The sequence below is a fragment of the Rhodovulum sp. MB263 genome, from assembly GCF_002073975.1.
Lineage (GTDB): Bacteria > Pseudomonadota > Alphaproteobacteria > Rhodobacterales > Rhodobacteraceae > Rhodovulum.
The window spans coordinates 3,276,807-3,298,406 of sequence record NZ_CP020384.1; the positions used below are offsets into that span (position 1 = coordinate 3,276,807).

Below are 21,600 nucleotides of genomic sequence, written 5' to 3' on the forward strand. Positions count from 1 at the left end.
CATGCGATGATGAGCCCGAACGAAACCCAACTGATCGAGCGGCTGGTGACGGCTGCGCTGGAACGGCGCGGGGTCTCCCCTGCCCCGGCGGCGGATCTGACCCTGGCCGAAGCCGAGGCCATTGCGGCCCGGGCCCGGGCCGCGTCGGTGGCGATGGGCGTGCCGGTGGTGATCTCGGTGGCCGATGCAAGCGGGGCCCAGATCCTGTTTCACCGGATGGAGGGCAGCCTGCCCGCCAGCGCCGCGCTGGCCCCCGGCAAGGCCTGGACGGCCGCGGCCTTCCGCATGGGCACCGACGAGCTTGGCCGGATGGCGCAACCGGGCGGCATGCTGTTCGGCGTCGAAAGCACCCATGACGGCCGCGTCGTGACCTTCGGCGGCGGGATGCCGGTCCGGCGCGGCGACAGGGTCGTCGGCGCGGTCGGCATCAGCGGCGGCACCGTCGACGAGGACATGGCCATCGCACGCCAGTCCCTGACCGGAATTTCGGACGAATTGGGGCAGAGCCCCGAAGAAGGAGCGGAAAGATGAACGACAAGGATATCAGCAACGCCGTGGCCCAGGTCCTGAGCGGCTATGGCAGCACGGCGGCCGACAGCGCTGCGGACGCTCCGCCGCCGGCCAAGCCGAAAAGCGGTCAGCCCATGTCCGACCTCGTGGCTCAGATCCTGACCGATCTGGGATCGTCTCCGGCAGCCGCGACGACCGATGGCGCCGGTTACGTGCCGGGCTCGAAACGCTGCTGCTGGTCGAAGTCGCCCGTCGACGACCCCATCGACGACATCGTCAACGATCTCGTCGTTAAGGCGCTCGGCGACAAGCAACCCTGCGGTGTCTGCCCGCATTCGGGCAGCTCGGCCGATGTCGCGGTCTCGGATGAAGAGGCGACCACGCTGGGCGACGGCGTCTTCGCGACCATGGACGAGGCGATCGAGGCCGCCGAGCTGGCGCAGCGCCAGTTCCTGTTCTGCTCGATGGCCGCCCGCAAGCGCTTCACCGACGGCATCCGCGAGGTGATCCTGTCGAACGGCACGCTCGAGCGGATCTCGCATATGGCCGCCGAGGAAACCGGGATGGGCAATGCCGCCCACAAGATCATCAAGAACCGGCTGGCCTGCGAGAAGACCCCGGGCATCGAGGATCTGACCACCGATGCGGTCAGCGGCGATGACGGCCTGACGCTGGTCGAATACTCGCCCTATGGCGTGGTCGGTGCGATCACCCCCACCACCAACCCGACCGAGACCATCATCTGCAACTCGATCGGCATGCTGGCGGCCGGCAACTCGGCGGTGTTCAGCGTCCACCCGCGCGCGACCAAGGTCTCGCTGCTGACGATCAAGCTGATCAACCGCAAGCTCGCGACGCTGGGCGCGCCCGCGAACCTGGTGGTGACGGTGCAGACGCCCTCGATCGACAACACCAACGCGATGATGGCCCATCCCAAGGTGCGGATGCTGGTCGCGACCGGCGGCCCGGGCATCGTCAAGACCGTGATGTCGACCGGCAAGAAGGCGATCGGCGCGGGCGCGGGCAACCCGCCGGTGGTGGTCGACGAGACCGCCGATATCGAGAAGGCCGCCCGCGACATCGTCAACGGCTGCAGCTTCGACAACAACCTGCCCTGCATCGCCGAGAAGGAAGTGATCGCGGTCAACCAGATCGCCGATTTCCTGATCTCGGAAATGCAGAAATGCGGTGCCTACCTGATCAAGGACCCGGCGGTCGTCAAGCAGCTTGAGGGCGTTGTCATCAACGAAAAGGGCGGGCCGAAAACCTCCTGCGTCGGCAAGAGCGCGGCGCACCTGCTGGGCCTGATCGGCATCACCGTGGGCGACGACGTCAAGATCATCCTGACCGAAGCCGACAAGGATCATGTCTTCGTCCAGGAAGAGCTGATGATGCCGATCCTGCCGCTGGTGCGTGCACCCAGCGTCGACGATGCTATCGATCTGGCGGTCGAGCTGGAACACGGAAACCGGCACACGGCGATGATGCACTCGACCAACGTGCGCAAGCTGACCAAGATGGCCAAGCTCATCCAGACCACGATCTTCGTCAAGAACGGCCCGTCCTATGCGGGGCTGGCCGTCGGCGGCGAAGGCTACACGACCTTCACCATCGCAGGCCCGACCGGCGAAGGGCTGACCTCGCCCAAGTCGTTCGCACGCAAGCGCAAATGCGTGATGGTCGAGGCGCTGAACGTCCGCTGAGCGCGGAGTTCGGCACCAGGTGAAAAGAAGAGATCAGGGGAAACGGGACCATGCACATGATGAGGATCATCAACGCGCCGCAAGAGAATATCATGGATATGCTCACGAGGCGCATTGCTCCGCATACCCGCAAGTGGATCGAGGCCAATCCGATCTCGGCGATCGGCTTTGTCCAGACCTCCGTCCCTGATCTCTTCTACTACGCCGACCTGGCCGGAAAGACGGCCAATGTCTACACGGTCGAGCTGTTCGGCTCCTGCCCGCAGACCACCACCACTCTGGCGGTGCTGGGCGAGACCTCGGCCGTGCGGATGGCGATGGCGGCAATCGAGGCGGCACAAAGCCCCGCCTTCTGACCTGCACCGATGAACAGGTCTCAAGATACACGGAAGGAACCACCAGATGACCGACATCGACTATTCCTGCGAAGGCACGGTCTTCGACATTCAACGCTATTCGATCCATGACGGCCCGGGGCTCCGCACCATCGTCTTTCTGAAAGGGTGCCCGCTGCGCTGCCGCTGGTGCTCGAACCCCGAAAGCCAGAATCCCGAACCCGAACTCTTCTTCCGTGCCTCGAGCTGCATCAAATGCGGCCAATGCGTGCCGGTCTGCCCGACCCAGGCGCTGGCGCCGACCAATCCGGGCTTTGTCGACCGCTCGAAATGCATCGAATGCGGCACCTGCACGACCGTCTGCCCGACCCAGGCCCTCAGCATGTCCGGCAAGAAGATGAGCGTGACCCAGGTGATGCAGGAACTGCGCAAGGACGCGATCCATTACCGGCGCTCGGGCGGCGGCGTGACGCTGTCCGGCGGCGAGCCGCTGTTCCAGCATGAATTCGCCAAGCAACTGCTGATGGCCTGCCATGAACAGGGCTGGAACACCGCGATGGAGACGACGGGCTACACCACGCGCGAGATCGTGCGCGACGTGATCCCCCATGTCGACCATGTGCTGCTCGACATGAAGTCGATCGACCCCGACACGCATGTCGCCAATACCGGTGTCGACAACCGCATCATCCTGGAAAACGCGCTCTGCATCTCGTCGCTGACCCATACCGTGGTGCGGATCCCGGTGGTGCCCGGCGTCAATGACAGCATCGAGGCCGCCGAGGCGGTCGCCCGCTTCGCCAAGCTGATGCCGGGCGTCGATACCGTCCACCTGCTGCCCTACCACACCTATGGCGAGAACAAGTATTCGCTGCTCGGCCGCTCCTATCCGATGGGCGACACCCCGAACATGAAACCCGAAACGGTCACGCCGCTGGTCGAGGCAATCCAATCCTTCGGACTGACCTGCGTGGTCGGGGGCTGACCCCGACCGCACCGGACACCCCGCATTGGAAGGAGGCGAAGGCCATGACAACCTGCACAAGCTCTGAATCGGTCACCGAAGGCCATCCGGACAAGGTCTGCGACCAGATCTCGGACGCCATCCTCGATGCCTATGTCGCGAAGGACCCGATGGCGCGTGTCGCCGCCGAGGTCCTGGCCTCGGGCAACACGCTGCATATCGCGGGCGAGATCACCTCGACCGCGCATGTCGACGTGCCCGCCCTGGCCCGCGGCGTGCTGCGCCGGATCGGCTATACCGATCCCGCGCTGGGTTTCGATGCCGAGGGCTGCTTCATCCTGACCGACCTGCATGAACAATCGCCCGACATCGCCATGGGCGTGTCGCGCGATGCCGAGATCGGCGCTGGCGATCAGGGCATCTTCTACGGCTTTGCCTGCAACGAGACGCCGACGCTGATGCCCGCCACGATCCATTACGCCCACCGGCTGACCGAAAGGCTGGCAGCGGTGCGCCATTCCGGAAGGCTGCCCTGGCTGCGCCCCGACGGCAAGGCGCAGGTCACCTTCGAGACCGGCGCCGACGGCCGGCCCGCCGTGCTGCGCAGTCTCGTCCTTTCGGCCCAGCACGACCCCGAGATCGACCGCGAGGAGATGCTGCGCGGCCTGATCGGAGAGGTGATCGCACCGGTGATGGGTCATTGGCTGCGCGCCGATACACGGGTGCTGATCAACCCGACCGGGCGCTTCGTGCTGGGCGGCCCCGCCGCCGATACCGGGCTGACCGGCCGCAAGCTGATGGTCGACACCTATGGCGGCATCGGCCGCCATGGCGGCGGCGCCTTCTCGGGCAAGGATTCGACAAAGGTCGACCGCACGGCTGCCTATATGTGCCGCTACATCGCGAAAAATATCGTTGCTGCAGAAATCGCACAAAGTTGTGAAGTCTCGCTCGCATTTGCGATAGGTCAGTTACTTCCCGAGATGGTCGGGATTACCTTACCTTCTGGGTGCGAGGTGGATACCGGAAAGCTTGAAGAAGCGGTCCGGTCGGTCTTTCCGCTTTCCGTGGCGGGCATGATCGACATCTTGCAGCTTCGTCGGCCGATCTTCGAGAAGACGGCGGCATACGGGCATTTCGGGCGGGACACAGAGGGGTTCCCATGGGAGCAGACGGATCGTGCGGACGCCTTGCAGAAGGCTTTCAACTGACGTCCGAAGTCGATCAGAAATCATACATTAAAAATGCCTCTTTCCCTCTCGGCGGTTCCAGGACCGCCGAGGAGAAAGCCGCCCGCCACCAGCGCCTTGTCGATCTGATGAACATCGACACTCTGCAAAAGGTGCAGGACAATTTCAGCGCGGCGGTGGGCGTCGCCATGGTGATCGTCGATCCCGATGGCGAGCCGGTCACGAAGCCAAGCGGCTTCAGTTCCTTCTGCGACACAATCCGGCACCATCCGAAATGGCGCGAGCGCTGCTATCACTGCGACGCGGTGGGTGGCCGCACCGCGCTCTCGACCGGCGATCCCTCGATCTACAAATGCCATGCGGGCCTTGTCGACTTCGCTGCGCCGATCATCATGCGGGGCGAGTATCTGGGCGCAGTCATCTGCGGACAGGTCAAGATGCGGCCCGGCGAGATGGCGCCCGATCTCATCGATCTCTCGGGGCTGTTCCCGGTCGAGGCGTCCTGGCGCGAGGATCCGCGCCTGATGGCGCTGTATCATGACATCGGCGAGATTTCCTACGGGCGGCTGCGCTCGGCGGCCTATTCGCTGTTCTACATCGCCTCGCATATCGTCGAGCAAAGCTATTCCAACAGCGTCACCCAGGAGCTTTACGCCAAGAACCTGCGGCTGATGGAGGAATCCAAGCGCGGCGCCGAACTGGAACGCCTGCTCCGCGAGGCGGAACTGCAGGCCCTGTCCTATCAGGTGAACCCGCATTTCCTGTTCAACGTCCTCAATACCATCGGCCGGCTCGCGCTGATCGAGGATGCCGAGCAGACCGAAAGCACGGTGCATGCCTTCGCCGACATGATGCGCTACATTCTTAAGAAAAGCGGGACCCAGTTCCTGCCGCTCGCCTCCGAGATGGACCATGTTAGGAACTATCTGTTCCTGCTGCGCCTGCGCCTGGGCGACCGCTTCAGCTTCACGATCGACCTCCCCGAGCAGCTGGCCGAAGTGTCCTGCCCGTTCATGGTGCTGCAACCCATCGTCGAGAATTGCATCAACTATGCCATCGAACCGCGCGAAAGCGGCGGTCTGGTGGAAATCAGCGCCTATCGCGACGGTCAGGACGTGATCGTCGACATCATCGACAATGGCGAGGGCATCACGGCCGAACGCCGGATCGCGGTGCTGGCCGGGACAGCCGACAGGGGCGGCCGCAAGAGCATCGGCCTGCACAATGTCGACAGCCGCCTCCGGCATTATTTCGGCGATGGCCACGGCCTGGAAATCGTCAGCCCGTTCCGCGACGGGCGCGGCACCCTGGTGCGGCTGCGGCTGCCGACCGGCTTCGACGAGGCTACGGCCCGGGCGCGGCAGGAGTAAGGAACCGATCCCATGTTCGATATCGCGATCATCGAAGACGAGGAGCTGGAGCGCCGCGCGCTGCGCAGCATCCTCGAGAAGAACCTCGAGAATGGCCGGATCGTGGGCGAGGCTCGCAACGGCACCGAGGCGATGGCCCTGATCGAGGCCCAGCATATCGACCTGGTTCTGGTCGACATCAAGATCCCGCGTCCGGACGGGCTCGAGATCATCCAGACCCTGCGCGATCGCGGCCTGCAGACCAAGGTCATCATTCTGACGGCCTATGACTATTTCGAGCTCATGCAGAGCGCGATCCACCTCAAGGCCGACAATTTCCTGCTCAAGCCGGTCCGTACCGCAGATCTCATCAAGGCCGTGCGCGAATGCCTCACCGAGCATGAACCGGTGGCCGCGCGCGCCGCCGACGCCTGGACCGTGACGGCCCCCGCGCCCGCGCCCGACTCGATCCGTGCCCCCGAGCCGCCTGTCGCCGACCGCATCGCCGCCCTCGTCGACCAGAGCGCCTATCGCGAATGCCTGGCGCTGGTGCGCCGCCATCTCGAAGCGATATACGCCCAGCGCGAGGCCTCGCCGCGCCGCGCCGTGCTGGAATTCCTGCGCATCATGCTGCAGATGGTCGAGCGGCGCGGGCTTGATCTGCCCGCCCCCCTCGCCCGTCAAGTCGACACGCTCGAAACACAGCGGCTCGACATGCACAGCCATTTCCAGGTGCAGGAGATCCTCTGCCAGATCACCGATGTGCTGTTCGAGGCCAACGAATCCGGCGGCGCCCATGCCTCGGGCCGGATCCAGGATGTGCTGAACTACATCGAACGAAATCTGCACAAGGGCGTGACGCTGGAGGATGCGGCTGATTTCGCGCAGATCAGCCCCTGCTATCTCAGCCGTCTGTTCCGCAAGGAGATGGACGTGACCTTCATCTCCTACCTCAAGACCCAGCGCATCGAGCGCGCCAAGCAGTTGCTCCAGGACAGCGACCTGCCGATCACGAACGTCTCTCTCGACCTGTCCTTCCAGGATGCCAACTATTTCGGCAAGGCGTTCAAGAAAGAAGTCGGCCTGTCCCCCTCCGAATATCGGCGCCGTTTCCGCTAGGATGCAGGCTGTGCAGGCCGGCCCGCGCCTCGGCACCGTCCTGCACCGTCCGGCCAGGGACAGCAGCCGAGCCCCATGCACGGATCAGAGCTGTCAGGCCTGCAATCCGCGCGGTTCAACCGCAACCGCCCCCGGGTGCCTGAAAATGCTTCCTGTCTCTCCTCCCGATGTCGGAACGAAGCTCTGACGACGCGCTGACAGCCAGGCTTCGCGATAGCACCACCGATACGCTCACCGGAAGCCCAAGCCGCCTTGCGGGGCCGCGAAGCTCGCGGTCGGGATCGGGGCTCGGTGCCACGCGGAAAGCATGACCCCTGACAGGTCGCATGGCAGCCGGGGACACGTCCTGCAGCATGCTGGCCGGAACGGATAAAGAAACGAGATCGGGACTTTTGTCGAAAGCGGGTATGGCGCCGCGCCCGGAACGGCAACCGCGGCATCGCGTCGAAAGACACGCGCTTCCATTGGACAGGAGGGTGTTGAAACCCGGGGCCGGGCCGAGACAGCGTCGGTGCTTCCCCACAGGGAACCTCGCCCCGGCAAAGATGCCGGATGCGGCGCGGGCGAGGCCGGGCCGGACAGGCCGGCCGCGGCAAGGTGCCGGGCCCCGGAGCGCGCGATGAAGGGCCGCGCTCCGGGATGTCAGGGGTCAGATCCCGTACTGCTCGCGCGCATAGCCGCCAAGCCCGACCGCATCGAGCCGATCGAGCGGCGCGAGGAAGGTGACCTGGATCACCCCCGGCGCCCGTCCGATCTCGATGGCACCGTTGATCGTGGCACGGTTGCGGATCTCGGCCACGGAGAGGTCGAGAAGTTTCGCCGCGCGCTCCAGCCCGTTCTCGATGGCGATGTTCAGGTTGGCACCGGTGCCGATCACCGAAACCGGCGCGACCTCTTCCAGAGCATTGACATGCCAGCGCCGCGCCAGCCGCGCGCCCCGGGCCTTCTCGATATCGCTGAACGGACGCGCCATCGGCGGCAGGTCCTCGGCCAGCGGGAACAGCACCGGGCCATCGATGGGATAGTCCTTGACCACCTCGACCTGCAGCGTGACGCTGCCCGCCACATCCATGGTATGGCCCGCGATCTCGCCATCGCCCTGACCGGCATGCATGTCGCCCATGTAAAGCCCGCCGCCCTTGACCTTGACCGGGCAGACCAGGATCGCGCCGGGACGAACCGCGTCGATATCCATATGGCCGTCGGTCTTGTGCTGGGCGAGTTCCTCGGGGGTCAGCGCATAGGGATGCGGCGCGCCGACCAGGAAGGCGCCGAAATCGCCCGCGTTGTGGCTGTCGGGCATCGCCTTCGAGGGGCAGGTGCCAAGCTGGCCGAGGAAAGGCCGCATCCGGACCAGCGCGCCCGGCATGTCCGAGGGCGCATAGACCAGGATCGAATGCTGACGGCTGGCATCGGGCAGCGCCGCGTAATGGGGCGCGTCATGGGCGATGGTCTCGGCCGCGTCGCTCGGCAGGGTGACGCCGACACTGCGGGTGTCGTCGAAAGCGACGGTATAGCCATGCACGATCGAGAACGGGGTCACCGGATTGCCGCAGACATTGCAGCGCACCGCTTCCCCGCCGATGCCCTCGAGATGGGTCTCGGGCCAGAGCGCATCGCAAGTCGGGCAGCGCGCGGCAACATAGGGATCGCCGAGGCAGAACCCCTCGGGCGAGCTGTCATGGCCCGAGGCGGTCGCCAGCGAGGTCACGGTGACGTCGCGGATGCGGACCGCGAGGGCATCGCCCGGCTCGGCGCCCTCGACCGCGACCGGACGGGTGACCTCATGGCCGCCGCGCAGGCTGGGCGTGATCATCGGCCCCCAGCACCCGGGCGCGGTGTTGGCGATGATCGTCCCGCCATTCTCGACCGGCCCCAGCATCGGCGCATCGGGGTCGAGCACACTGTTCGTGAACCCGTTGATGACCACACTGCGGCACGCGCCGCCCGTTCTGCTTCCATCGGCCATTTCGGCGTCTCCTTACTGTTCGTCTGCCGATAGTTAGCAGCCGTGGCGAGGGTGTCTAGCCCGCCCTGGACACGCCGCCCGAAAGGGCCGGGATCGGAACCGGCCCCACCCCCAGCCCCGGCCATCCGCCGCGCGGGACACGCCCGAAGACCGGCCCGAAGACAGCTCCGAATTCATGGGCGTCAGTATCGCGTTCTCCCGGCATCCGGATCGCCCACAAGTTCGCTGCGGATCTGGGCATAGGTCAGCAAGGTGAAGAATACCGTTCCGCCGAGAATGTTCCCCACAAGCGCGGGCAGAACGAAGCCACCCAGGGCCTCGAACGCGCCCATGCCGCCGGAATAGACCATCACCGCCGCCTCGGTCGTGCCCGCGATCACATGCGAGAAATCTGCCAGCGCGATCAGATAGGTCACCAGCACGATCAGGAGCAGTTCGGAGTTGCGCGCATTCGGCTTGACCCAGACCAGCGCCGCGATCAGCCAGCCCGCACCGATGCCCCGGACCGCGGTCTCCCACCAGCCATAGCCGGTGGCGTGATCGGACAGCGCAACCACGGCGGCCCGCAATTCGGGCTCGTAGACCGTGCCGGCATGCAGCACCCAGCCGAAGGCCGCAGCCCCGATCAGGTTGGTGACCAGCACCAGCGACCAGAGCCGGGCGAGGCTGGCGAAAACCCGGGGCCGCGGATCGTCCAGAACCGGACAGACCGCCGTGATGGTATTCTCGGTGAACAGCTGAAGCTGACCGAGGATGACCAGCACGAAGCCGACGGAATAGCCGAGATTCTCGATCAGCGGCCGCCAGGGGGCGTCGGGCAGATGGGTCCGCAGCAGCGCCTCGGACAAGACCGAGAACCCGATCGCAAGCCCCGCCGTAAGTCCCGACAGCGCCAGGGCCGAGGCCGGGCGGTTAAGCTCATGCGCGCCCTCCCGGCGGATCGACTCGAACAGCGCCAGCGCCCGGATCGGCGCCTTGGCATCGATCGCCTCGAGCTCGTGCTCGGCGATGCGGTCCTCGTATTTCTTTTGCGTGCTGGCGGCCATCGGCCCTCCCCTCGCGTTCACGGCGCCCGAACCGGACCCTTCCGTCAGCAATTAGCGGAAAGCGCGCCCGGGCCAAGGGGGCCGCGCGGCCGGGACGCGCAGAAGGGCCCCCCCGACCGGGCGGATTCGCCCCCTGTTCGGCCTCACGCACCGGGTCTAGGCTCGACACCGAGGAGACTGCCCCATGATCCTGGACGACCAGACCGAGGTCACGGCCTTCCTGCGCGCACAGACGCGCGGACCGGAACCGCCGCGCGAGATCGAAACCCATATCTCGCGCATCTTCCTGACCGGAGACCGCGCCTGGAAGCTGAAGCGCGCGGTACGCCTGCCCTATGCCGATTTCTCGACGCCCGGGATACGGCTTCGGACCTGCGAGAAGGAATTCGCCCTGAACCGGCCGACCGCGCCCGGCATCTATCTGGGGGTGCGGCGGATCACCCGACAGGCGGACGGGCTTGCCTTCGATGGCGACGGGCCGCTGGTCGATGCCGTGGTCGAGATGGTGCGCTTCTCGCAGGACGACATTCTCGACCGGGTGGCCGAGGCCGGCGACCTGACCGGGGCCGATGCCGAACATCTGGCCCGGACGGTGGCCGCGATGCATGCCCGGGCCCCGATCCGCCGCCATCCCGGCGGCGCCGCGCGGATGGCGGCCGTGCTCGACATCAACCGGGCGGGCTTTGCCACAAGCCGGGTCTTCGCCCCCGCCGAGGTCGCGGCGCTGGATGAGAGCTTCCGCCGTACCTTCCGCCGCCATCGCGGGCAGCTTGACCGGCGCGGCGCGCGCGGGCTGGTCCGGCTGTGCCATGGCGATCTGCATCTGGCCAATATCGTGCGCCATGACGGCCACCCCGAGCTGTTCGACGCGATCGATTTCAACGACGCGCTGGCCACCGTCGATGTCGCCTATGACCTTGCCTTCCTGCTGATGGATCTGTGGCATCGCGGCCTGCCCGAGATCGCCAATCGCGTGGCCAACCGCTATTTCGACGCCGCGGGCGCCGAGGATGCCCATGGCCTTCTGCCCTTCCTGATGGCGGTCCGGGCCGAGGTCCGGGCCCATGTCACCGCCACCGCCGCCAGCGACGATCCGGCCCGGGCGACACAGGCGCGGGTCTATTTCGATCTCGCCCGCGAGTTGCTGACGCCCGCGCCGGGCCGGGTGGTGGTGCTGGGCGGGCTGTCGGGCAGCGGCAAGACAACGCTCGCCGAACGGCTCGCCCCGCATCTGGGCCGCGCCCCGGGCGCGCGCATCGTGGAAAGCGACCGTGCCCGCAAGGCGCTGTTCGGCGTCGAGGCGACCGAGCATCTGCCGCGGGAGGCCTATGCCCCGGGCGTCTCGGACGAGGTCTATGCCCGGATCGCGGCACGGAGCCGGGCGCTGGCAGAGGGCGGCGCCACGGTCATCCTCGGCGCGGTCTTCGACACCGCCGCGCACCGGGCCCAGATCGAAGGCAGGCTTGCCGGGCTTCGGGTCGACACGCTCTGGCTCGAGGCCGCGCCCGAGCGGTTGCGCGAGCGGATCGCGACCCGTGGCGAAAGCGCCTCGGATGCCACGCTGGACGTGCTTGAAACCCAGCTTGTCCATGGCACAGAAGGGATCTCCTGGCCGCGGATCGATACCAATGGCGGGCTCGAGACGACGCTGGTCCGGCTTCGTGCCGCGCTGAGCTGACACAAGGCAGGCCTGCGCCCCGGCGTTCGAGATCCGCCCGCCCGGTCAGGGATGCGGCTCGGGTCCGATCGCGGGGGCAGAGATCCAGCGCGGCGCGGCGCTTGCGATCGCCAGGCAGGGCGCGCCGATGCTGCACAGGACAAGGGCGTCCAGCCGGCCCAGCGCCTCGCCCGGCGCGAGCCCGGCGGCGATCATCGCCGCGAAGGCGTCGCCCACCCCATGCGGCACAGAGCCCCGCCGAAGGGTTCGGAACAGCTCCCTCCGCGCGCCCCGCACCGCCAGAACGCCGGTGGCCTCGGGACCGAGCGGCGGCGAGGTGACCAGCACCTCCGGCGCCAGCGCCGCCGCCGCCCCGGCCGTGGCCTCGAGATCGGACAATGCGCGCCCGGCAAGCCAGCTCAGTTCGAAATGGTTGGGCGTCATCGTGTCGGCAAGCGGCACCAGCCGCGCGCGGACCGCCTCGGCCACCGCCACAGGCACGTAAAGCCCGCCCGGCGCATCCCCGAGGATCGGGTCGATGACGATCCGGGGCGCAGGCCCTGCGGCACGCAGTTCGGCCACCAGATCGGCGGCGAAAGCGACATGCTCGGGGCTGGGCAGATAGCCGATCAGCACCGCGTCATGACCCGCCAGCAGCCCGTTCGCCCGCAGCGCCGCCGTCATCTCGCAGAGTTCGCCTGCGGGCAGCGGCCCGCCCGCCGCATGCGGCCAGCCGAGATGGTTCGACAGCACCACGCTGGGCAGCCCGGTCACCTCATGGCCAAGCGCCTGCAGCACCGCGGTCGCGGCCGACAGCCCGACATGGCCCGAAGCCACATAGCTGGAAACGATCAGGATCCGCGCCATCGCCAACCTCTCGCCTTGCCCGCCCCCGTGGCGAGTGCCCCTCTATAGACCGGCGAGCGGAGCATGTCGAAACCCCTGTCGCCCGGCGCGGGACAGACCCGGAGCGGCGGCGAGCTGACGGCCCCGGGACGGACGGGCCGGCCGGTTTTTTCAGGCCCGAACCCGACCGGCATCGTCCATGACATCGTTTGCGCCCTGTCCGCCGCGCCCGCACCGCCCGGCGGTCCGGAAAAGCAGGCCCCTGGCCCCGCAATCACCGATCGGGCGGGGAACTGGCCCGTCCCGTTCGGGTTTTGCGCAACCGGACCGGGGCACCGGAGCAACCAGCCCCCTGACCGCGACCGACCGGCGCCGGCCGATCTTGTCGGCCTGTCCGGCCTCTCGGACGCCGATACCCGGCCGATCCAGATACAGACTGAGGCCGAGATCCCGAGGCATTGCGAGCTGATCGACATGCCTGACCCGGAGATCGGCCGGGACCTCTGGGAATACGCGGCCTCGCCGCCGATGGCATGACATGGTGCTGCTTCGCGCCTTAGCAGGGTGCTGAAATAGTCGTACCTCGACGCCGGTTGCAGAACATGATTCATCCGCCGGGGATCAACGGCGGATACAGGCATGCGCGGTGCAGACGAGCCGAGCGGATCGCTGTTCAGCTATGTCGATCTCGAGGCGCGCATCCCCGCCCGGCATCCGCTGCGGAAGAGGTGAATGACGCGCTCGCCAGCCTCGATGCAGAATTCGAGGTGCTCTACACTGACTTCGGCCGTCCCTCGATCGCGCCGGAGCGCCTGATCCGCGCGAGCCTGTTGCAGATCCCTACTCCGTCCGCTCCGAGCGGCAGCTGATGGAGCAGCTGGACTACAACCTGTTGTTCCGCTGGTTCGTGGGGCTTGGCATCGACGACCAGGTCTGGGTCCCGACCGTGTTCAGCAAGAACCGCGACCGCCTTTTGACCACGGACATGTCACGCAAGGTGATGGCTGCCATCCTGGCCCACCGTGAGGTCGCGCCGCTGCTTTCGGACGACCACTTCTCGGTCGACGGCACGCTGGTGAAAGCCTTGGCCTCGATGAAGAGCGTCCGGCCGAAAGAGGATGGCGATCCCGGCGATCCTCCGGCAGGGGACGCCGCCCCGCAAAGCCCCTCCCCGCGGCCCGATCCGGAAACCCGCCAGATGCCCCTTCCCGCCAGCCGCAATGCCGAAGTCGATTTCCGGGGTCAGAAGCGCACGAACGCGACGCATGCCTCGACGACAGATGCGGATGCACGGCTCTACCGTAAATCTCCGGGCACCGGCGCGATGCTATGCTTCATCGGGCGCACTTATGGAGAACCGCAGCGGGCTGGCCGTCCAGGGCGACCTGACCCGCGCGGATGGCCGTGCCGAACGCAAGGCGGCGCTCGACATGATGCACCGGCAGTCGCCGGGGTCGACCAGGCGGCTGACCCCGGGGGCCGACAAGGCGCATGACGCCGCCGGGTTCGTGGCCGATTGCAGGCAGGCCTGCATCACGCCGCATGTCGCGCAGAAGGCGCGGTCCTCCGCCATCGACGGACGGACCACCCGGCACAATGGCTATGCGCTGTCGCAGAAGCACCGGAAGCGGATCGAGGAACTCTTCGGCTGGTCCAAGACGGTGGGAGGCGCGGCGCAGACGGCCTGTCGCGGCGTGGAGCGGGTGCGGTCCCGCTTCATCCTCGCCCTGGCGGCGGCAAATCTTGCCTGGCTGCCGCGAATACTGGCGATTTGAGGGCGGAGACCCCCGACCAGCATGCCGCGTGGCGGGAAGAAGGCGGATAGGAGCAGCGCAATGGCAGGAACGGAGGAAGCCGTTCCGACCAATCGACTATTTCAGCACCCTGTTAGGCCTCGCGCCCTTGGTCCGAAGCCGCGATCTGGGAGCTCGTCGCCCCCCATCCGGGCAGATCGAGCCTGCTGCTGCTGACCCGGTTCGACAGGCTCGCCTCCGCAACGACCGCAAGCGGGTATTGCACCCGGTCCATCGCAGAACCGCCGGGCCGGTCGCGGAGGTCCTGCCGATCGCGCCGACCGCGGCGCGCGGCGCCTCGTCCGGCTGGGCGGCAAGCGGGGCAGAGGCGCTTGGCCCCGCCCTGAGGCAGATCCCGCGCGGGATCGGCGGCGGGCCCCGTCAGGAGGCGGGACCGATGCGGCTAGACCCGGCCTGGCGTGTCGCTGGTCGCTCCACCGCTGCCCCCGTTTCCTGCCGATCGGTTTGCGCCCCGGCACGGTGCCGCCCGCGCCCGGACCAGGTCGATGCAAGCCGCACCCGCCGCCCGCATCCGGGCCGCAACGAGGGCTCGGGCCACGCGCCGCACCCGACCTGAACGGTCGGCCCCATGGCCCCGGCGGCCCCCGCAATTTCGGAGACGCCCTCCACAGATGCCCTTCACCGTTCCCATTCAGGCCATGAAGACCCCAATTCCCGGTTGCCGCGCCATCGCATTCGTCGACCTTCCGACGCGGCTGGGGCCGAGGCCTCGGGCCGAAAAGCCCCAGCCGCGCGCATATTTCTATGCAGTTTATCTCCGCGGCGCCCTGCGTCTGGACGATCAAGCCACCGCCTTGACCGAGGTCTCCGGCACCGGGCAACCGCCCCGCGATGCCACGCCGATGCGCTATGGCGAAATCGAGATTTTCGTGCGGGCGTCCCGCGATCCCGACGAAGCGCTCTGCGCCCTGGTCGGACCGGATACCGGGGTCGAAGCCGCGCTGTCTCAGAGGCGCAAGGCCATCGCCGAGATCGCGACCGCAGCCGCCCGGCACCAGACGCGGCGCAGCGAATAAGGCTGACATCTCCGGTCCCATTCCCCTGAAGGCGCGAAGACCTTCTGCGACAGCTCCGGATCCGGCGGCGTCAAAAGCCAGCCCGATGCCCCGCTGACCGAAATCTCCGGGACGATCCCGCCACGCGAGGTGACGCGCGCCGCTGGCAACGGCCAGAAGAACCGGCGGCTGGTCGTGCGCCGTCATATGCCGCGCATCGGCCGACCCGACCCGGCCCGGCCGCCCGAACCGCGACGCCGCTTCTGGCCGAACCGCCCGATGCGCAGGGCGACCGCGACGCGCCGCCTCTCGCCGCCTTTCAGGACCCGGTCCGCAGCCTTGTCGCCGCCCATCCGCCGGTCGCCACGACACCACCGGCCTTCCTGATCGCCCCGACCGGGACTTTCTGTCCGGTCGGGGCGATCCGCGCGGCCGCCCGGCGTGACCGGAGCTCTCCCGGACCCGCCACCCCGTCCGACCGCGGCAGGACGGACGGGGCAGCCCCCGCCGACGACGACCCGCTGGGAGCACGCCACCGCCGGGCTCCGGCTGCGCGCCTGACGCATCGTCGACGCGATCGGCAATCCGGACCTCAGCCACAGACTGACCGGCTTCACCACGCCGGGGCAGCCCGCCCTGCCCGCCGCCGCCCAACCGGAGATCGCCTGTGCGATCCTGCGTGCGCCGCCGTCCCTGGCTCTGCTGCCGGTCCGGGTCGCCCATGGCAGCGAGGCCGCACTACTGCTGACGCCCGGCACCGAACCGGCCGCAATCGTCGCAGCCTGCCGCCCCGGCGTCCCGCTTGACAGGTCCGGAGGCCCGGATTAACCGAAAACTGTCTTGGTTCGCCCGGCGACGGGCGATGAAAAGGGAACGCGGTGCGGCCTCGCAAGGGGCTCATGCCGCGGCTGCCCCCGCAACTGTAAGCGGCGAGCGCGGCTGATCGTGCCACTGGGGATGTTCCCCGGGAAGGCCAGCCAAGCGACGACCCGCAAGCCAGGAGACCTGCCAGGACGATCACCCAGCCGGTCCGCGGGGCGCGCGACGGGCGGCGGCAAATCCGCAGTGGTGACGCTTTCACCGTCTGCGGAAAGCGTGTCTTTCCAAGGGCCTCTCGACAATACGGGCCGCATCGCGGTTCGACAGACCGGAACGGACATGACCAGATCCAGCTTCTGCCTCGGGCTCGGCCTCGCCGCCCTCGCGCCCCTCCATGCCCTCGCCGAGGATCTCGACGACAGCCTCCTTCTCGACGAGATCACCGCCAGCGCCAGCCTCACCCCCGTCGCCACCAACCGGACCGGCGCCACGGTCGAGACCCTCGACCGGGATCAGATCGCGGCGGGCGGGCAGAATCTGGGCGAGACCCTCGCCACCCTGCCGGGCGTCACGATCGCGCAGAATGGCGGGCTTGGCCAGACCGCCACATTGCGCATCCGCGGATTGTCCAACGGCTATATCGCCACGCGAATCGACGGCATGGATTTCTCCGATCCATCCGGCATTCCGCCCTCGCTGCAGTTCGGCATCCTCACCCCCGGCCTCGCGTCCCGCATCGAGGTTCTCAAGGGCTCGCAATCGGCGCTTTACGGCGCCAACGCGATCGGCGGCGTCATCGACATGACCAGCTGGCGTCCCGATCGCCCGGGCCTGTCGGGACGGGCCGAGGTCGAGGCGGGGACCTACGGCACCTATTCCGGCACGCTGAGCTTTGGCAATATGACCGATCGCGGCCAGATCGCCCTGACCATGTCGCATGTCGAAACCCATAGTTTCTCGGCCCGGGACGGCAATAGGGAATCCGACGGCTTCGATCAGGACCTGATCCTGCTTTCGGCAGAATTCGATATGACCGAGCAGCTGACCCTGGGCTTTTCCGCCCTCTATTCCGACAACAAGACCGATTATGACATAGGCGCCACGGATACCTCGCCGGTAACTAAATCATCCGAAACCCTGAAGGGGGTCCGGGCCTTCGCCGGTTTCTACATCGGCAAGGTGGAAAACGAACTGGCCTTTGCCTGGACCCAGACCGAGCGGGGCTACAATTCTCCGGGCTGGAGCCCAAACTCTCTCACCGGCAAACGCCGCACGCTGTCCTATCTCGGCTCGGCCGACCTGACCGAGGCCGCAAGACTGTCCTTCGGCGCGGACTGGTCGGAACAAGAAGCAGACATCTCGTCCGGGAACTTCAATACCGAGAGCACCGCCGTTTTCGGCGAGCTGCAATATGCCCTCAGCGACGCGGCCGACCTGTCCCTCTCGCTCCGCCATGACGACTATTCCGATTTCGACAACCAGACCACGGGTCGCCTGGCGCTGGCATGGCGGCTCGAAGACGACCTGATCCTGCGCGCGGTCTTCGGCACCGGCTATCGTACGCCGCCGCTCTACCAGCTTTTCGACACACTTTACGGCAATCCGGACCTCAAGCCCGAAAGCAGCCGCAGCGCAGAACTCGGCCTCGAGAAACGCTTCGGAACGAATGGCTTCGTCAAGGCCACCCTGTTCCATACCGAAATCGACGATCTCATCGGCTATGACGACGTCACCTATGTGACGAAACAGGTCTCCGGCACCACGACCTCGAAAGGCATCGAGCTTTCGGCCCGCCATGCCCTGTCGCAGACCGCCCATATCTTCGGAAACTACACCTATACCGATTCCCGGGGCTCGGAAGGGCGCAGCATCCATGTGCCCCGCCACGATCTCATGCTCGGGATCGACACCGCCCTCGGAGACAGGGCCAACGCCCGCCTGACCCTGCAGCGCAGCACGGACAGCGTCGACAGCGAGGGCGCGCTGGACGATTATACCCTGGCGGGGGCGATGGTCAGCTATGCCCTCACCGACAGCTCCGAGGCCTATCTGCGCGTGGAAAACCTGTTCAACGACGATTACCAGACCTTCCGCGGCTACAACACCTCCGGCCGCGCGCTTTATGTGGGCCTGCGTGCCTCCTTCTAGCGCGATCCGCCTCGCCGCGGTCCTGGCCCTTGCCGGGACCGCGGCGCTGGCCGACCCGCCCGGGCGGGTGGTGTCGATGAATCTCTGCACCGACCAGCTTGCCATGCTGGTCGCGGGCCCGGGCCAGCTGGTCTCGGTCAGCGACCTGGCCGCCAACCCGATGAACTCGGCCATGGCCGAGGCCGCCCGCGCCTATCCCGCCAATACCGGCGGCGCCGAGGAGATCTTCCTGATGCGCCCCGATCTGGTGCTGGCCGGCACCTATTCGAACCCGGCGACCCTCGCCATGCTCGAGCGCCTCGGCATCCGGGTGGCGCAGATCGGCCTGACGACACGGCTCGACGAGGTGGCCGACCGGCTGCGCCAGACCGGAGGGCTTTTGGGCCGCGAGGCACATGCCGAGACCCTGGCCCGCGCCTTCGAACAGGACCTCGCCCGGCTGTCGCAGAGCGGCCCGCCCCGGCCGCTGGCCGCCTTCTTCTATGCCAACGGCTACACCCAGGGCGAGGGCACGCTTGCGGACGACATCCTCACCCGTGCGGGCTTTGCCAATCTCGCCCGCACCGACCAGGCCGCCCAGGGTCGCCATGGCGGCTTCGATCTCGCGCTCGAGGAACTGGTGATGGCCGATCCCGAGCTGCTGATCCTCTCGCGCCCCTATCCGAAAACCTCGCGCGCCGAAGAGATCCTGGCCCATCCAGCGCTCCGCGCCCTGCCCGCGGCGGCGGCCCCCGCCTTTTCCGGCCCCGACTGGGTCTGCGGCACCCCCTATGCGCTCCGCGCCCTGGCCGAGATGACCCGCCGCCGGGACTCGGACGCCGCCACCGCGCCCGACTGAGCCCCGATACGCTTGCAGCTTCTTCTTGGGCCAAATACCCATGACGCGACGCCCGCAACCGGCGTCCGGTCGCGACAGGAGCCCCACCGATGACACGCGCACTCATGCTGCAGGGCACCGGCTCGAATGTCGGCAAGTCGCTTCTGGTGGCCGGGCTCTGCCGCGCAGCGCTTCGGCGCGGGCTGTCGGTTGCGCCTTTCAAGCCGCAGAACATGTCGAACAATGCCGCCGTCACCGCCGATGGCGGCGAGATCGGCCGGGCGCAGGCACTGCAGGCCCGGGCCGCGGGGCTTGAGCCGCTGACCGACATGAACCCGGTCCTTCTGAAACCCGAAACCGATACCGGCGCGCAACTGGTGGTGCAGGGCCGGGCCCGGGGCGCGCTGCGCGCCCGCGCCTTCGCCGCCGAGAAACCGAAACTGATGGCGCCGGTGCTGGACAGCTTCCACCGGCTGGCCGCCGGGCGTGACCTGATCATCGTCGAGGGCGCCGGAAGCCCGGCCGAGGTCAACCTGCGCTCGGGCGACATCGCGAATATGGGCTTTGCCCGGGCCGCGAACGTTCCGGTGGTGCTGATCGGCGATATCGACCGGGGCGGCGTGATCGCCCAGATCGTCGGCACGCAGGCGGTGCTCGATCCCGGTGATCTGGCCATGGTCCGGGGCTTTGCCATCAACAAGTTCCGCGGCGATCCGCGGCTTTTCGACGATGGCTACCGGCTGATCGGGGCCCGCACCGGCTGGCCCGGCTTCGGCGTGATCCCGTGGTTTCCCGAGGCCTGCCGCCTGCCTGCCGAGGATGCCGTCGATCTGGGCGGCGCGGGCCGGGGCAACTTTCACGTCGTCTGCCCGATGCTGTCGCGGATCGCCAATTTCGACGATCTCGACCCGCTCAAGCTCGAACCCGGCATCCGGCTGAGCATGGTGCCACCGGGCCGCGCCCTGCCCGGCGATGCCGATCTGGTGATCCTGCCCGGCACCAAATCGACCCGGGGCGATCTGGCTTTCCTGCGCGCCCAGGGCTGGGATATCGACCTTGCCGCACATCTGCGCCGGGGCGGGCAGGTGCTGGGGCTCTGCGGTGGCTATCAGATGCTCGGCCGCCGCATCGCCGATCCGGAGGGGCTCGAAGGTCCGCCGGGCGTGACCGAGGGCCTTGGCCTTCTCGATGTCGAGACGGTGATGCATGCCGACAAGACCCTGACCCGGATCGCGGCCACCCATGCCGCAACCGGCGCCACCGTCTCGGGCTACGAGATCCATATCGGCGCGACCGAAGGGCCCGACCGCGCGCGCCCCTTCGTCCATATCGGCGACCGACCCGAAGGGGCGATCTCGGCCGATGGGCGGGTCGCGGGCAGCTATCTGCACGGGCTTTTCTCCGAGGACGGCTTCCGCCGCGCCTGGCTCGCAGGGCTGGGGCTCGAAACCGGCAGAAAAGGCTATGACGCCACGGTCGAGGACACGCTTGACAGGCTGGCCGCCCATCTTGAAACCCATCTCGACATCGACGCGCTTCTCGGCCTCGCCGGGGCTCTCGCCAGTCGGTAGGCCCGGGCAATCTTATACCGATCCCCCCCCCGGGGCGCGCTCAGCGGCCACGGGACGTCTTTCCAAAGCGGGTGGGGTGGATGGCCCCTGCTCGCCCGGCATCGCAATGCGCCCTCGTGCAGATGTCCTTGCCTGCTGCGGGAGAAGCCAAGCATCTGACGGTTACGACAGTCGGTCCGGATCCGGCCGAGAAGCTCTTCCAGGTTCACGGGATCACCCCAGCGGGCGAGGTCGTCTTCAACAAGCCGCTGCGCCGGGCAGAGCGGCCCGCGTTCTTCGAGCGCCCCGCCCCTTACCTGATCGGGCAGGAGGCCGGTGCGTCGGGCCAGTATCGGGCGCGGGAACTCTCGAAGCAGGGACAGGAAGTGCGGCCGATCCCGCTGATCCACGTCAAACCCGACGTGAAGCGGGGCAAATCAGACGGTGACCCGGAACGTGGCCCCAGTGGGGCCGCGCAAGATGCGGAAGCGAGCCTCGCGAGGCCGTGGCGCGGCCGACCATGCGCGTCGTGCAGGTGAAGCCGGAAGACCGGCAGGCCCTGCCAGGCTTGCACCGGACGGCGGGAACGCGTGGGGCGGCAGGGACCGCAGCAGGTGAACATGCTGCGCGGACGGCTGGCGGAATTCGGGATAGTCCTGCCTCAGGGTCTGGCGAAGGTGACGGGCTTCGCGAAGGCTGTCGTCGACGGTTCGGCCCCGGATAGTCCCGGGATCGGGCCGGATGTCCTGCGCCTCCTCTCCGTGCAACT

General features: G+C 67.6%; 16 protein-coding genes, 1 pseudogene and 1 riboswitch. Of the genes and pseudogenes, 14 read left to right on the plus strand and 3 right to left on the minus strand.

Features of this window, described 5'->3' with window-relative positions:
* The first annotated feature begins 6 nt into the window (after positions 1 to 6).
* The 7 genes from B5V46_RS15210 (at position 7) to B5V46_RS15240 (ending at position 7,170) form a co-directional block, all read left to right on the plus strand.
* Entirely contained in the window at positions 7 to 531 is a 525-nt protein-coding gene (locus B5V46_RS15210) for a heme-binding protein (protein ID WP_080617382.1), read from the plus strand.
* The gene (locus B5V46_RS15215; RefSeq protein ID WP_080617383.1) at positions 528 to 2,213 is read left to right on the plus strand and encodes an aldehyde dehydrogenase family protein; all 1,686 of its coding nucleotides are present in this window, start codon (positions 528 to 530) and stop codon (positions 2,211 to 2,213) included. The genes B5V46_RS15210 and B5V46_RS15215 overlap by 4 nt, the downstream gene beginning before the upstream one ends.
* A 92-nt stretch (positions 2,214 to 2,305) precedes the next feature.
* The gene (locus B5V46_RS15220; protein WP_231119143.1) at positions 2,306 to 2,569 is read left to right on the plus strand and encodes a BMC domain-containing protein; all 264 of its coding nucleotides are present in this window, start codon (positions 2,306 to 2,308) and stop codon (positions 2,567 to 2,569) included.
* Between the two features lie 46 nt (positions 2,570 to 2,615).
* Positions 2,616 to 3,533 carry a glycyl-radical enzyme activating protein gene (locus B5V46_RS15225; protein WP_080617385.1) on the plus strand — a complete coding sequence of 306 codons (918 nt, stop codon included), beginning with the start codon at positions 2,616 to 2,618 and terminating at the stop codon, positions 3,531 to 3,533.
* Between the two features lie 44 nt (positions 3,534 to 3,577).
* Positions 3,578 to 4,723, plus strand: coding sequence for a methionine adenosyltransferase (metK, locus tag B5V46_RS15230; protein ID WP_080617386.1), 1,146 nt, complete (start codon positions 3,578 to 3,580; stop codon positions 4,721 to 4,723).
* A 107-nt stretch (positions 4,724 to 4,830) separates the two neighbouring features.
* Positions 4,831 to 6,072 carry a PocR ligand-binding domain-containing protein gene (locus B5V46_RS15235; protein WP_080617387.1) on the plus strand — a complete coding sequence of 414 codons (1,242 nt, stop codon included), beginning with the start codon at positions 4,831 to 4,833 and terminating at the stop codon, positions 6,070 to 6,072.
* 12 nt (positions 6,073 to 6,084) lie between these two features.
* A complete protein-coding gene (locus B5V46_RS15240) occupies positions 6,085 to 7,170 on the plus strand; it encodes a response regulator (protein ID WP_080617388.1) in 1,086 nt (361 codons plus the stop codon).
* Between the two features lie 649 nt (positions 7,171 to 7,819).
* Here the strand turns inward: B5V46_RS15240 and B5V46_RS15245 are convergent.
* Both B5V46_RS15245 and B5V46_RS15250 read right to left on the minus strand, forming a co-directional pair.
* On the minus strand, positions 7,820 to 9,139 hold the full coding sequence (locus B5V46_RS15245) for an acetamidase/formamidase family protein (RefSeq protein ID WP_080617389.1): 1,320 nt from the start codon (positions 9,137 to 9,139) through the stop codon (positions 7,820 to 7,822).
* A gap of 182 nt (positions 9,140 to 9,321) precedes the next feature.
* Positions 9,322 to 10,185: a formate/nitrite transporter family protein gene (locus B5V46_RS15250; protein ID WP_080617390.1), complete on the minus strand. Its 864-nt coding sequence runs from the start codon at positions 10,183 to 10,185 to the stop codon at positions 9,322 to 9,324.
* Between the two features lie 184 nt (positions 10,186 to 10,369).
* Between B5V46_RS15250 and B5V46_RS15255 the strand changes: the two genes are divergently transcribed.
* Complete coding sequence (locus B5V46_RS15255; RefSeq protein ID WP_080617391.1) at positions 10,370 to 11,863, plus strand: AAA family ATPase; 1,494 nt, start codon at positions 10,370 to 10,372, stop codon at positions 11,861 to 11,863.
* A 45-nt stretch (positions 11,864 to 11,908) separates the two neighbouring features.
* Here the strand turns inward: B5V46_RS15255 and B5V46_RS15260 are convergent, their stop codons facing one another.
* Positions 11,909 to 12,709 (minus strand): pyridoxal kinase, encoded by an 801-nt coding sequence (locus tag B5V46_RS15260; RefSeq protein WP_080617392.1) that lies wholly within the window; start codon positions 12,707 to 12,709, stop codon positions 11,909 to 11,911.
* Between the two features lie 618 nt (positions 12,710 to 13,327).
* Between B5V46_RS15260 and B5V46_RS15270 the strand changes: the two are divergent.
* From B5V46_RS15270 to B5V46_RS20565, 6 genes and pseudogenes are all read left to right on the plus strand, one after another.
* A pseudogene (locus B5V46_RS15270) lies at positions 13,328 to 14,463 on the plus strand (IS5 family transposase).
* A gap of 833 nt (positions 14,464 to 15,296) precedes the next feature.
* Positions 15,297 to 15,518, plus strand: coding sequence for a hypothetical protein (locus B5V46_RS19900; protein WP_155774087.1), 222 nt, complete (start codon positions 15,297 to 15,299; stop codon positions 15,516 to 15,518).
* An 803-nt stretch (positions 15,519 to 16,321) separates the two neighbouring features.
* A riboswitch (cobalamin riboswitch) is annotated at positions 16,322 to 16,525 on the plus strand.
* A gap of 130 nt (positions 16,526 to 16,655) precedes the next feature.
* A complete protein-coding gene (locus B5V46_RS15280; protein WP_080617395.1) occupies positions 16,656 to 18,464 on the plus strand; it encodes a TonB-dependent siderophore receptor in 1,809 nt (602 codons plus the stop codon).
* Positions 18,439 to 19,302: an ABC transporter substrate-binding protein gene (locus B5V46_RS15285; RefSeq protein ID WP_080617396.1), complete on the plus strand. Its 864-nt coding sequence runs from the start codon at positions 18,439 to 18,441 to the stop codon at positions 19,300 to 19,302. Before B5V46_RS15280 ends, B5V46_RS15285 begins: the two co-directional genes overlap by 26 nt.
* An 89-nt stretch (positions 19,303 to 19,391) precedes the next feature.
* The gene (locus B5V46_RS15290; RefSeq protein ID WP_080617397.1) at positions 19,392 to 20,852 is read left to right on the plus strand and encodes a cobyric acid synthase; all 1,461 of its coding nucleotides are present in this window, start codon (positions 19,392 to 19,394) and stop codon (positions 20,850 to 20,852) included.
* A gap of 80 nt (positions 20,853 to 20,932) precedes the next feature.
* Positions 20,933 to 21,370, plus strand: coding sequence for a hypothetical protein (locus B5V46_RS20565; protein ID WP_231119145.1), 438 nt, complete (start codon positions 20,933 to 20,935; stop codon positions 21,368 to 21,370).
* Positions 21,371 to 21,600: the final 230 nt, after the last annotated feature.

Coding starts and splice junctions, on each gene's coding strand:
- B5V46_RS15210 (WP_080617382.1), top strand. CDS start 7: ATGATGAGCCCGAACGAAACCCAACTGATCGAGCGGCTGGTGACGGCT.
- B5V46_RS15215 (WP_080617383.1), top strand. CDS start 528: ATGAACGACAAGGATATCAGCAACGCCGTGGCCCAGGTCCTGAGCGGC.
- B5V46_RS15220 (WP_231119143.1), top strand. CDS start 2,306: ATGGATATGCTCACGAGGCGCATTGCTCCGCATACCCGCAAGTGGATC.
- B5V46_RS15225 (WP_080617385.1), top strand. CDS start 2,616: ATGACCGACATCGACTATTCCTGCGAAGGCACGGTCTTCGACATTCAA.
- metK (WP_080617386.1), top strand. CDS start 3,578: ATGACAACCTGCACAAGCTCTGAATCGGTCACCGAAGGCCATCCGGAC.
- B5V46_RS15235 (WP_080617387.1), top strand. CDS start 4,831: ATGAACATCGACACTCTGCAAAAGGTGCAGGACAATTTCAGCGCGGCG.
- B5V46_RS15240 (WP_080617388.1), top strand. CDS start 6,085: ATGTTCGATATCGCGATCATCGAAGACGAGGAGCTGGAGCGCCGCGCG.
- B5V46_RS15245 (WP_080617389.1), bottom strand. CDS start 9,139: ATGGCCGATGGAAGCAGAACGGGCGGCGCGTGCCGCAGTGTGGTCATC.
- B5V46_RS15250 (WP_080617390.1), bottom strand. CDS start 10,185: ATGGCCGCCAGCACGCAAAAGAAATACGAGGACCGCATCGCCGAGCAC.
- B5V46_RS15255 (WP_080617391.1), top strand. CDS start 10,370: ATGATCCTGGACGACCAGACCGAGGTCACGGCCTTCCTGCGCGCACAG.
- B5V46_RS15260 (WP_080617392.1), bottom strand. CDS start 12,709: ATGGCGCGGATCCTGATCGTTTCCAGCTATGTGGCTTCGGGCCATGTC.
- B5V46_RS15280 (WP_080617395.1), top strand. CDS start 16,656: ATGACCAGATCCAGCTTCTGCCTCGGGCTCGGCCTCGCCGCCCTCGCG.
- B5V46_RS15285 (WP_080617396.1), top strand. CDS start 18,439: ATGTGGGCCTGCGTGCCTCCTTCTAGCGCGATCCGCCTCGCCGCGGTC.
- B5V46_RS15290 (WP_080617397.1), top strand. CDS start 19,392: ATGACACGCGCACTCATGCTGCAGGGCACCGGCTCGAATGTCGGCAAG.
- B5V46_RS20565 (WP_231119145.1), top strand. CDS start 20,933: ATGGCCCCTGCTCGCCCGGCATCGCAATGCGCCCTCGTGCAGATGTCC.